The sequence below is a fragment of the Arenibacter flavimaris genome, from assembly GCF_030291335.1.
Lineage (GTDB): Bacteria > Bacteroidota > Bacteroidia > Flavobacteriales > Flavobacteriaceae > Arenibacter.
This window is the reverse complement of record NZ_JASWIM010000030.1, coordinates 63,086-75,939: the sequence shown is the minus strand read 5'-3', so window position 1 is coordinate 75,939 and position 12,854 is coordinate 63,086. Positions and strand designations below refer to the sequence as shown.

The 12,854-nt window shown below is 42.2% G+C and carries 6 protein-coding genes; 4 read left to right on the top strand and 2 right to left on the bottom strand.

Annotated elements, in window-relative coordinates; all coding sequences use genetic code 11:
• Positions 1-149: 149 nt before the first annotated feature.
• The 4 genes from QSE00_RS19275 (at position 150) to QSE00_RS19260 (ending at position 6,451) form a co-directional block, all read left to right on the top strand.
• Positions 150-1,904 carry an arylsulfatase gene (locus QSE00_RS19275; protein ID WP_286107126.1) on the top strand — a complete coding sequence of 585 codons (1,755 nt, stop codon included), beginning with the start codon at positions 150-152 and terminating at the stop codon, positions 1,902-1,904.
• 10 nt (positions 1,905-1,914) lie between these two features.
• Positions 1,915-3,369 carry a sulfatase family protein gene (locus QSE00_RS19270; RefSeq protein WP_286107125.1) on the top strand — a complete coding sequence of 485 codons (1,455 nt, stop codon included), beginning with the start codon at positions 1,915-1,917 and terminating at the stop codon, positions 3,367-3,369.
• Between the two features lie 66 nt (positions 3,370-3,435).
• Positions 3,436-4,971, top strand: coding sequence for a sulfatase-like hydrolase/transferase (locus tag QSE00_RS19265; RefSeq protein WP_286107124.1), 1,536 nt, complete (start codon positions 3,436-3,438; stop codon positions 4,969-4,971).
• A 19-nt stretch (positions 4,972-4,990) separates the two neighbouring features.
• Complete coding sequence (locus QSE00_RS19260) at positions 4,991-6,451, top strand: sulfatase-like hydrolase/transferase (protein WP_286107123.1); 1,461 nt, start codon at positions 4,991-4,993, stop codon at positions 6,449-6,451.
• A 231-nt stretch (positions 6,452-6,682) separates the two neighbouring features.
• On the opposite strand, the gene QSE00_RS19255 is transcribed toward QSE00_RS19260, so the two are convergent.
• Together QSE00_RS19255 and gltB are read right to left on the bottom strand one after the other, a co-directional pair.
• A complete protein-coding gene (locus QSE00_RS19255; protein WP_110358492.1) occupies positions 6,683-8,149 on the bottom strand; it encodes a glutamate synthase subunit beta in 1,467 nt (488 codons plus the stop codon).
• Between the two features lie 7 nt (positions 8,150-8,156).
• Positions 8,157-12,665: a glutamate synthase large subunit gene (gene gltB / locus QSE00_RS19250; RefSeq protein ID WP_110358491.1), complete on the bottom strand. Its 4,509-nt coding sequence runs from the start codon at positions 12,663-12,665 to the stop codon at positions 8,157-8,159.
• Positions 12,666-12,854: the final 189 nt, after the last annotated feature.

Below are 12,854 nucleotides of genomic sequence, written 5' to 3'. Positions count from 1 at the left end.
TTTTATCGGTAGAAATCATAAGCAGATAATTGGTTAAATATTTGAATGTCAATAACTTAAATATACCAATTTTCTGCTTTTCCTGCAATATAAAACACCCATTTCTTAAGTCGAACTCACGTTATTTAGGTTATTTTAGGGTTTTAGTTTTGACCGTATGTGTCCTGCCGATAATTTCCAACGCTCAAAACAAGGTAACACAAAAGCCCAACGTCATCATTGTAATTACGGATGATCAGGGTATGGGCGATTTGGGCTGCTATGGAAACCCATATGTTAAAACGCCCAGCATTGATGAATTTTATAAAGAGTCCGTGCGGTTTACCAATTTTCACGTATCCACAACCTGTGCCCCTACCCGTGGGGCTATAATGACCGGTAGACATACCAATAGAATTAATGTATTCCATACTATAACCGGACGTTCCCTACTGTTTGAGGATGAAGTAATTTTGCCGCAGGTATTGGCCCAAAATGGATATACCAATGGAATGTTTGGAAAATGGCATTTAGGGGATAACTATCCGTATCGTCCTGAAGATCGGGGATTTCATGAAGTTGTTAGACACGGTGGTGGTGGAATTACTCAAGGCCCTGATTATTGGGGGAACGATTATTTTGACGATACCTATTGGCACAATGGGCAAACTCAAAAATATAAGGGTTACTGTACCGATGTCTTCTTTTCCGAAGCGATGGACTTTATAGAGGAAAACAAAAACGACCCATTTTTTTGTTATATCGCCACTAACGCGCCTCATGGACCATTGAATCTTCCAAAGGAATATTTGGATATGTATAAGGACGTTGATGGCCTTAAGGAGCAATTTCAACGCTTTTATGGGATGATAACCAATATAGATGACAATTTTAAGTTGCTGCAAAAGAAGTTGGACGAGCTGAAGATAGCGGACAATACCATCTTGATCTTTATGACAGATAATGGTACTGCTGGTGGGAATCAAGTTTTCGATGCCGGTTTAAGAGGTAGTAAGGGAAGTGAATATGAAGGTGGCCATAGAGTGCCCCTATTTATTCGCTGGCCCAATGGTCAACTTACCGGTGGTAAGGACATAGACAAATTGGCTGCTGCCTATGATTTGTTACCTACTTTTGTGGATCTATTGGGACTCGACTTTAATCCTGTGAAACCTTTGGATGGTATTAGTCTTAAGCCTTTATTATATGACAACGATGAAAATTGGCCCAATAGAACTCTGTATATAGATACCCAAAGACTTCAAAACTTGGTAAAATATAGAAAATATTCTGTTATGGATGACAATTGGAGGTTTGTCAACGGAACGGAACTTTATAACATGAACACGGATCGTAGTCAAACTAAAAATGTAATAGATCAACACCCCGAAGTAGTTGAAAAATTGGCCGAAGGTTATGAAAGATGGTGGCAGTCGTTTATGGATGAGGGAGTTAACGAAAGATATGCCTATATAAAAGTAGGATCACCGCAAGAAAATCCAAGTCGTATTTCCGCTCATGATATGTTGACTGGTAAGTTTAATGGCATGTGGCATCAATACGGGGCAGCAAATGCAGTCCAGGCCACCGGAAGATGGAAAGTAGAATTCGTGGAAGATGGGGAGTACAAAATTAGCCTTTGCAGATTTCCAAGGGAAAGCGGATTGGCAATTAACGCCACTTTCCCAGCACAGGAAAAAATAGTGGAGTTGGATAGGACGATGCCCGCCAGCATAAAATCGGATTTTGATCATGCATATTTGTATGTTGCAGACATAGAGAAATCTGCTAAATTGGAAAAAGGGCAGAAGGAAGTATACTTTACCGCCAAAGTTTCGGCAGGGAGATATGATATGGAAGCACAATTAATAGATAAGGATAATAGGGTGCACCCTGCCTATTATGTCTATATTGAGAAATTATAAATATAAATTTTTGAAGAAGTTGAATAGTATTTTAAATGTTTTTGGAGGCCTTTTAATTGCAGGTGCATTGACTAATTGTGCAGACGGCCCAAAAAAGACCGAAGCCATTCTATCGGAAAAAGAAAGCCCCAACATCATACTACTAATGGCCGATGATCAAGGATGGGGTGATATTGCGTATAACGGACACCCTCATCTAAAAACGCCCAATTTGGATGCCATGGCGGCCAATGGTGCAGTTTTTGAACGTTTCTATGCGGCGTCTGCCGTCTGTTCCCCTACACGTGGAAGCGTAATGACGGGAAGACACCCCCTTCGCTATGGAATTTGCCATGCCAATTGTGGTCATATAAAACCTGAGGAAATTACCATGGGAGAATTGGTCAAAGATTTGGGCTATACCACGGGCCATTTCGGCAAATGGCATTTGGGAACCCTGACACGTGATATAGTTGAGGCCAATAGGGGAGGAAGGGAAAAATTTGATGGGGACTATGCGCCACCTTGGGAACATGGTTTTGATGTGAGTTTTGTAACGGAATCCAAGGTGCCCACCTGGGACCCCATGATCACTCCTCCACGATCATCAGGCGATGTAAATGGGAATTTAAAGGAAGGGGAACCTTTTAATACCTCCTATTGGACCGGACCGGGTCAATTTGCCCAAGAAAATTTGGAAGGAGACGATTCTAGGGTAATCATGGATAGGGCTATCCCATTTATAGAAAATGCCGTAAAAAATGACAAACCATTTTTAAGTATAATTTGGTTTCATACGCCCCATTTGCCGGTTTTGGCTGGGGATGATGACCGAAAACCTTATGCGGACCTTTCCGAAGACCAGCAACATTATTATGGTGTAATATCCGCATTGGACAAGCAGGTAGGGCGATTACGCGATAAGTTGCGGGAATTGGGTATTGCCGAAAATACGGTTCTTTTCTATACCAGCGACAATGGCCCTGAGGGAAAATCGGTCAAAGGCAGGACCCAAGGTCTTACCAACGGACTCACAGGTAGAAAACGAAGCCTGCGTGAAGGTGGAATCCGGGTCCCCGGTATCATGGAATGGGAAGGGAATATACGGCCTGGAACAAGAGTGGACATCCCTTGCTTTACTTCTGATTACTTTCCTACAATTGCTAATATCTTGGGCGTGGACCTTGCGAAAAACAAAAGGCCTTATGATGGGGTGGATATTTTGCCCATTGTATACGGCGAAGTAAAGCGAAGGACAGAACCTTTGGCCTTTGATTTTCAAGACCAAGCAGCTCTGATAGACAACGAGTACAAGATTTATAGTGACGATAGCGGACAGCATTTTGCCCTTTATAATATCCGTACGGATATGGGCGAAAATAATAATCTGGCAAATGAGCAGCCCCAAAAGTTGAACGAAATGGTTGCTTACTGGAACCAATGGAAGGATTCTCAGGAGACGAGTGCTTCGGGCAAGGATTATTGATAATTTTGGCGACTGCTCTATTAAAGAATAATTGAGATTTAATTTTACATACCAAAAATAACCAATATGAGATTACTTTTTTGCCTACCCTTACTTAGTATTTTTCTACTTGGATCCTGTAAGCCATCCGGATCTGAAAAGGTCTCCGAGGCTGGAGAGAAGCCCAATATCGTTTTTCTGTTTGCCGATGACCAGACCTTTGAAAGTATCAGGGCCTTGGGTTTTAACGAAGTACATACTCCCAATTTGGATCGCTTGGTCAATAAGGGTACTTCCTTTACCCACGCATACAATATGGGCGGCTGGAACGGTGCCATTTGCGTGGCATCACGAGCCATGATCATTTCCGGTTCCTATATATGGAATGCTAGGGATAAGAGTGAGTTATGGCACAGGGGAGACTCCACGGCATTGAACGAGACTTGGAGCCGATTGCTTCAAAAACAGGGTTATAATACCTACATGACAGGGAAATGGCATGTTCAAGCCCCTGCTGGAACTATTTTTAACGATGCCAGACATATTCGTCCTGGCATGCCAAAAGATCATGCCAATAAATTGGGAGCATCAATAAAGAAGTGGAAAGAGGAATCTGGGAACATGAAGGACTGGAACGACTATATGCCGCTGGGCTATGGACGGCCAACAGGTCCGGATGATACCGAGTGGTCTCCCACGGATACTTTACAGGGTGGCTTTTGGGAAGGTGGTAAACATTGGAGCGAAGTGGTCCGTGATGATGCCCTGTCCTTTATAGAAACCGCCAAGCAAAAAGACGCCCCTTTCTTTATGTATCTAGCCTTTAACGCTACCCATGATCCAAGGCAAGCGCCCCAACGCTTTTTGGATATGTATCCCTTGGAAAACATCAAGGTACCTGAAAACTTTTTACCGGAATATCCATATAAGGATGCTATGGGCAATCAACCAGGTCTTAGGGATGAAGCCTTGGCCCCATTTCCAAGAACTGAATATGCGGTGAAGGTGCACCGGCAGGAATATTACGCGCTGTTGAGCCATATGGATGAGCAGATAGGTATTATTTTGGATTCTTTAGAGGCTTCTGGAAAAATGGATAATACCTATATCTTTTTCGGTGCCGACCATGGTCTGTCGGTAGGGCATCATGGCTTGATAGGGAAACAGAGTATGTTCGATCATAGTATACGTATTCCGATGATGGTAGTAGGTCCTGGCATTCCGAAGGGCAAAACTTTGGACCAGGATGTTTATCTGCAGGACATTATGGCAACTTCCCTGGAATTGGCAGGTGTTGAGAAGCCTGAATATGTTGAGTTCAATAGCTTTATGGATATCGTAAATGGGGAAAGAACCGAGAGTCATTATAATGGAATTTACGGTGCCTATATAGATGTACAGCGTATGATACGGAAAGACGGATTTAAACTTTTAATCTATCCGAAAATAGATAAGGTACTTTTGTTCGACATGGAGAATGATCCGAATGAAATGAAAGATCTGTCCGAAAGTCCAGAATATAAGGAGAAGGTAAAAACCCTTTTTGCCGACCTATTGGAGCTGCAAAAAACAATGGAAGATAAGTTGGATCTTAATGATCTCTATAACAAAATGTATAATTAAAGGGAGTAACCTCATGTTGATGCAAAGAATACTTTTTGCCATTGCCCTTGTGGGTTTATTTGGTTGTGGCGATGTAGCTAAAACCAAGTCGTCAGCGGAACAGCAACCACCTAACATATTGTTTGTTTTGGTCGATGATCTGGGGAAGGAATGGATCAGCAGTTACGGTGCGGAGGATATAGAGACTCCCAATATAGATGCGCTTGCCAAGTCTGGTATTAAGTTCAACAATGTGTATTCCATGCCCCAATGTACACCTACTAGGGTCACTTTACTTACTGGCCAATATCCATTTAGGCATGGTTGGGTCAACCATTGGGACGTTCCCTGCTGGGGTGGGGGTGCCCATTTTGATGAAACGGAGAACCCCACCTTGGTAAATGAAATAAGAAGGGCTGGTTACAAAACCTGTATAGCTGGTAAATGGCAGATTGATGATTTTCGGGTAGAACCGGAGGCGTTGGAGAAAGCAGGATTTGATGAATACTGTATGTGGACTGGCTACGAGGCAGGTGTTGAAGCCAGTGCCGAACGATATTGGGACCCTTATGTTTTTACCAAAGAGGGCAGCAAGTCTTATCCCGGAGCATTTGGTCCGGACATTTTTCGTGATTTTATCATAGACTTTCTGACGGAAAATAGGGAAGGTCCCATGTTTGTCTATTATCCCATGGTATTGACCCATACTCCCTTGGTGAATACCCCGGACGAATCTGCAAATGATAATTTGGGCAAGCACAAGGCTATGGTGCGCTATACCGATAAGATTGTTGGGCAATTGGTAGATGCTTTAAAACTAAATGGCTTGTTGGAAAACACTGTGGTTGTCTTTACTACGGATAATGGTACAGCTCAGTCCATAACTGGGACTTACAAAGGTGAACAGGTAAAGGGAGGTAAGTCCACTACCCTTGAGGCGGGAATTTGCGAACCATTTGTGGTTAGTTGGCCAGGGCATATTAAAGCGGGTCAGGAATCGAATGCCCTTGTCGATTTTACGGATGTTCTTCCAACCTTTATGGACCTGGCAGGGGTTGACTCAAAGGATAAGTGGACAGATATTAATGCCTCGCACATTATAGATGGTAAGTCTTTTGCGAAGGTTTTACTGGAGGGCGACGAGGCCTCGCAACGCAAATGGATATTAGGTATGGGAGGAGGAAACTTTGCTCGGCTAACCGAAAATGGTGTAGAAAATCAATTTAAATTCAGGGATAGGGTTCTACGGGACCAACAATTCAAATTATATATAGATTCCAACGGTAAACCGGAACAGTTCTTTGATTTGGTCAATGATCCCTTTGAGCGCCATAACCTAATGGACAGTCTTAATACTGCCGAAAGGAAAAATAGTTATAACAGTCTATTGGGCGTGGTTAATTCTTTTCCAAAGGAGGATAGTGATCCTAGGTACAAAAATAATTCACCGCAAGATTGGGATGTGGAAATTACTGCGGAGAGCGGTACATGGAAAATGTAATCTAATTCCTATTGTGGGATTTTAAGGTTGCTTAGTTCTAATAGTTTAAACTTTGCGAAGTTGCCGTAACCTTAAGGACATCAATAAAATAATGTTATTTAGGTTAGTTAAGATGCTTGATCGTATAAGTATATGTAACTGAGGCTAGGCTCGCCGATGGTGAAATAAAAAAAATCCAACCCATGTAACGGGTTGGATTTTTTTTATCTATTCTGGTCTTCAGAAAATATATTAAACCCTTGGTAGGTCGCCTTCTCCTTTTAAAGGTAAATAGGATGTTCCCATGAGATAGGTATCCACATGGTAAGCCGCCTGTCTACCTTCGGAAATGGCCCAAACTATTAAGGATTGTCCTCTTCTTTGGTCACCCGCTACAAATACTCCGGGAACATTGGTCTTATAATCCGTTTCACTGGCTTTGATGTTGGTACGTGCATCGGCCTCGAGTCCCAATTGTTCGGCAACAGTCATTTCGGAACCAGTAAAGCCCATGGCCAATAGTGCCAATTCGCATTTCCATTCCTTTTCAGTTCCGGGAACTTCCTTTAGTATAGGTCGCTGTCCTGGTTGTTTAATCCATTCCACCTGAGAGGTGATGAGACCTTTTAAGTTGCCATTTTTATCACCAATGAATTTTTTGGTGGAAATGCTAAAAAATCGTTCTACACCTTCTTTATGCGAAGAACTGGTTCGCAAACGCATAGGCCAAAATGGCCATGGTTGATCTTCCGGGCGTCCTACGGGAGGTTTCCCCAATATTTCAAAGTTGGATACCGAAGTGGCTCCGTGCCTGATAGAGGTCCCAATACAATCCGAACCCGTATCCCCTCCACCTATAACCACTACGTTTTTGCCAGTAGCTTTTATTTCTTCGCCCAGATCTTTAATGCCGTCTACGCGTTTATTGTTCTGTTTTAAGAAATCCATGGCCTGTACTACCCCTTTAAGGTCTGCTCCTTCTATAGGCAGTCCTCTTCTCACGGTAGCACCACCGGAAAGCACAATGGCATCAAACTGATCCTTTAATTCTGTGGCCAAAACATCAACGCCCACATGAACACCGGTCTTAATTATAATACCTTCTTCCTCTAAAATCTTAACCCTTCTGTCAATGATATTTTTTTCCATCTTAAAATCAGGAATACCATATCGTAAAAGACCTCCAACTTTTTCATCCCTTTCAAAAAGGGTAACCAAGTGTCCTGCTCTGTTCAACTGTTGGGCCGCAGCAAGTCCGGCGGGCCCAGATCCAATAACGGCAACTGTCTTTCCTGTTCTTTCCGCAGGGGGTTCAGCTACTACCCAACCTTTTTTGAAAGCTGTTTCAACAATGTTTTTTTCAATGTTTTCTATGGTTACCGGGTCTTCGTTAATGCCCAATACACAGGCTTCCTCGCAGGGCGCCGGACATAGCCTACCTGTAAATTCCGGAAAGTTGTTGGTAGAGTGCAATATTTCCGCAGCTTTTTCCCATTTTCCAAGGTAGACAGCGTCGTTGAAATCTGGTATTAGATTTCCTAACGGACACCCACTGTGACAAAAAGGAATACCACAGTCCATACATCTGGCCCCTTGGTCCTTAAGCTCCGTTTCTTTCATTGGGAGCGTAAATTCCTTGTAGTTTTTAACCCTATCCTCTACAGGAGCGTATTCTTCTACTTTTCTATCGAATTCCAAAAATCCTGTTATCTTTCCCATATTTCGATTATATCGTTTCTAATTTTTCTTTTTCTAAACGGATCAAAGCCTGCTTGTATTCTTCAGGGAACACCCTGATAAATTTTGGTAGGCAATCTTCCCAATTTTCCAGGATCCTTTGTGCAATTGGGCTAAGAGTGGCATTGTAGTGGTTTTCTATAAGGCCTTTCAATTCAGCTATATCATTATCGTCCTCGACCTTTAAAAGGTTTAAAGACTCCGTATTGCAATTTCTTGTAAAGGTGTTCTTTTCATCAAAGATATAGGCAATACCCCCACTCATTCCAGCTCCGAAGTTTCTTCCTACTTCACCAAGTATAACCGCTGTACCACCGGTCATATACTCGCAACCATGGTCGCCAATACCTTCAACGACAGCCTGTGCTCCTGAATTTCTAACGCAGAATCGTTCTCCCGCTTTTCCGTTTATATAAGCCTCGCCCGAAGTTGCACCGTAGAGCGTAACGTTTCCGGTTATTACGTTTTCCTCTGGTTTTAAAGTGGATTTATAAGGTACTTTTATAATTAACTTGGCTCCGGAAAGACCTTTTCCTAAATAATCGTTGGTGTTTCCATTGACGATCATGGTGAGGCCTTTGGTTGCAAAGGCGCCAAAACTTTGTCCTGCAGAACCGGTGAAATTAAGTCTCAATGTGTTTTCGGGCAGACCGTCTACTCCATAGATCTTTGAAATTTCATTGCTGGTAATGGCGCCAACGGCTCTATCGGTATTGTGGATTGGGAAATCCAAAGAGATTTTTTCTTTTCTGAACAAGGCTGGATGCGCTTTTTCCAAAATTTCAAACTCAATGGATTTTTCAATATCGTGTTGTTGCTTTTGGGTATTGTAAAACTTGGTTCCTTTTGGAACATCAACTTGATATAAAATTGGTGTAAGGTCTATACCTGCAGCCTTGTAGTGTTCCAAAGCTTTTTTGCGGTCCAGTTTTTGTACTTGCCCAACCATTTGCTCGATAGTTCTGAACCCTAACTGGGCCATTATTTCCCTAAGTTCCTGGGCCACGAAATACATATAGTTAACGACGTGTTCCGGTTTGCCTTCAAACTTCTTGCGCAGTTCAGGATTTTGCGTGGCAATACCTACAGGGCAGGTGTTTAAATGACATACACGCATCATGATACATCCTGAGGCGACCAAGGGAGCTGTGGCAAATCCAAACTCTTCTGCTCCCAACAAACAGGCTATGGCTACATCCCTTCCGGTTTTTAACTGGCCATCGCATTCCAGGACAATCCTGTTTCTTAGGTCGTTTAGTACCAGGGTCTGTTGTGCTTCGGCAATTCCCAATTCCCATGGAAGCCCGGCGTGCTTTAATGAGGTTAAGGGGGAAGCCCCTGTGCCACCATCATGGCCGGATATGAGAATAACATCGGCCTTTGCCTTGGAAACCCCTGCTGCTACCGTACCAACGCCCACTTCAGAAACCAATTTAACATTGATCCTAGCCTTGCGATTGGCCGATTTTAAATCGAAAATCAATTGGGATAAATCCTCTATTGAGTATATGTCATGATGGGGTGGAGGTGAAATCAACCCCACATATGGCGTGGAATTTCTGGTTTTGGCTATGGACGGATTTACTTTTGGTCCGGGTAATTGCCCTCCCTCACCAGGTTTGGCCCCTTGTGCCATTTTAATCTGAATTTCTTTTGCGCTGGTCAAATAATTGGAAGTAACCCCAAATCTACCAGAAGCAACTTGCTTTATGGCACTGTTTTTCCAATCCCCGGTTTGGTTCTTGTAAAAACGTTCGGCATCTTCCCCACCTTCACCGGAATTACTTTTTCCGCCTATCCTGTTCATGGCAATGGCCAAATTTTCATGGGCTTCCTTACTGATGGACCCATATGACATTGCGCCTGTTTTAAAGCGTTTTACTATTTCTGTCCATGGTTCCACTTCATCCAATGGAATAGGGTCATAGTTGGAGAATTCAAAAAGTCCGCGTATGGTCATCAAATCCTTGGATTGCTCGTTCACCATTTTGGCAAATTCCTTATAGGATTCCGGTTCGTTGTTTCTAACCGATTTTTGTAGTTTGGCAATACTTAAGGGATTGAAAAGGTGTTTTTCACCATCCCTTCTCCAGCGGTATTGTCCACCGATTTCCAAATCCAAATTTGCAGCTATATCTTTATCAATGTAAGCTCTGTGATGACGCTTTGCAATTTCTTTCTCTATTTCATAAAGCCCTATCCCTTGAATTCTAGTTGGGGTGTTGGGGAAGTATTTGTCTACGGTGGAAGTGTTTATTCCAATACATTCGAACAATTGCGATCCACGGTATGAATTAAGGGTGGAAATTCCGATTTTGTTCATAACCTTAAGGATACCCTTGCCAACAGCTTTGTTGTAGTTGTTAATGGCTTCTTCAAAAGTGTATTCGGTGATATCGTGCTCTTCAATTTGTTCTGCAATAATTTCGTTCACCAAATAAGGGTTGATGGCACTTGCGCCAAATCCAAAAAGCAGGGCAAAATGGTGTACTTCCCTAGGCTCTGCAGATTCAATAATTACACTTAGTTTGGAGCGTTTGCCCAACCTTTGAAGTCCGCTGTTCACAAATGAACAAGCCAACAAGGCTGGAATAGGGGCTTTTTCCTTACTAACGTTTCTATCTGAAAGAATAATTATATTGGCACCTTCATCAATAGCCTGTTCGGCCTGATTTAGAATGGATTCCAAAGCATCTTCAAGGCCGTTATGTCCCTTTTCAATATCATAAAGCATCGCAATGGAAACTACCTTATAGTCAGGACTTGCGTCATAGTTCTTTATTTTATCCAAATCTTCCTTGGATATTACTGGATTTTTAATTTTTAATTTTCGGCAATGTAGCTCTGAAAATTCAAAAATATTATGATCGCTTCCAAGGGTTAGACTAATATCTGTAATCAACTCCTCTCGAATACCGTCCAAAGGAGGGTTGGTAACCTGTGCGAACAGTTGCTTAAAGTAATTGTAAATCAATTGGGGACGATCGGATAAGATAGCGATTGGCGTGTCCGATCCCATTGATCCGAGCGGTTCTTTAGCCGTTTTTCCCATGGGGAGAATAATGGTGTTTATATCTTCCAGGGTATATCCAAATACAGCTTTTCTCTTTTGTACAGACGCTTCGTTTAAGAAAAGTGGGCAGTCGTTGTAAGGGATATCCTTAAGATGTACCAAGTTCTTGTTCAGCCATTTTTTGTACGGGTATCTTACTGCAATTTCTTCTTTTATTTCTTCGTCATTGATAATGCGCCCTTCTTCCATATTTACCAAGAACATTTTTCCTGGCTCCAATCTTCCGTGCAATTCAATGTTTTCGGGTTCAATCTCTACAACCCCTACCTCCGATGACATAATAACATAACCATCCTTGGTTACTGAATACCGAGACGGACGCAATCCATTTCTGTCCAATACGGCGCCAATGTAGTTTCCGTCGGTAAAAGGGATGGATGCAGGTCCGTCCCACGGTTCCATTAAACATGAGTGGTACTCATAGAACGCCTTTTTTGCTTCAGACATTTCATTGTTCTTTTCCCATGCTTCGGGTACCAAGATCATCATAACTTCAGGAAGTGACCTTCCTGTCATTAGCAGAAGTTCAACAACCATGTCCATGGTGGCAGAATCCGACTTTCCAGGTAGTATTACAGGGATGATATTTTTAATTTCTTCCCCAAACCAATCACTTTTCATTAATTCCTCCCGGGAACGCATTCTTGAGACATTGCCCCTAAGGGTGTTTATTTCCCCGTTATGGCACATATAGCGGAAAGGCTGGGCCAAATCCCAAGTAGGGAATGTATTGGTAGAAAAACGCTGGTGCACCAATGCCAACCTAGTGACTACCCGTGGGTCCATAAGGTCTTTATAGTATAAGCTAATATCTTCCGGCATCAAAAGCCCTTTGAAGATTATTATTTTGGTGGAAAGACTCGGAACATAAAAGAATTTGCTTTCCGATAATTTGGAAGCATTTACGGTATGTTCCGTAACCTTCCTGGCGATGAACAGTTTTAAATTAAAATGAAAGAAGTCTTGCTCATCATTTTCTCGTGCAACAAAAACCTGCTTAACGAAAGGTTCGGTCTCCGCGGCTATTCTTCCCGGAATGGATTTGTTCACAGGAACTTCCCTCCATCCCAATAATTTTAATCCTTGTTTTTTAATGTTGGATTCAAAAACGTCTATACAATAGTCCCGTTGGTTTTCCTTTTGAGGTAGAAAAACGTTGCCTACTGCATAACTACCTGGTTCAGGAAGCTCAAAGCTACATACGTCCTGAAAAAAATCATGTGGAATATCTATAAGGATTCCGGCACCATCTCCAGTTTTTCCATCCGAACTTACCGCTCCCCTGTGCTCCAGTCTTTCCAATATTTCCAAAGCCTTATGTATAATATCATTCGACTTTTTTCCTTTCAGACTACAAATAAATCCTGCGCCACAGTTGTCATGTTCAAATTCCGGAAGGTACAATCCTTGTTTTCTCAGCTTCATAAATTATCATATTTATTCAAAAATATCAAAATATTTACATTTAATGCAGTGCAATCTTAATTAGCACGAAAGAAATTCAACGTTTATAATTCAACGTTAAAAAAAATGCATATTCCGATATTTGAGCCCATTAAATTGGGATTTCCTCAATATTAAGGTTTATATATTGATTTTTTCCTTTTAACAGGG

Coding starts and splice junctions, on each gene's coding strand:
- QSE00_RS19255 (WP_110358492.1), bottom strand. CDS start 8,149: ATGGGAAAGATAACAGGATTTTTGGAATTCGATAGAAAAGTAGAAGAA.
- gltB (WP_110358491.1), bottom strand. CDS start 12,665: ATGAAGCTGAGAAAACAAGGATTGTACCTTCCGGAATTTGAACATGAC.
- QSE00_RS19260 (WP_286107123.1), top strand. CDS start 4,991: ATGCAAAGAATACTTTTTGCCATTGCCCTTGTGGGTTTATTTGGTTGT.
- QSE00_RS19265 (WP_286107124.1), top strand. CDS start 3,436: ATGAGATTACTTTTTTGCCTACCCTTACTTAGTATTTTTCTACTTGGA.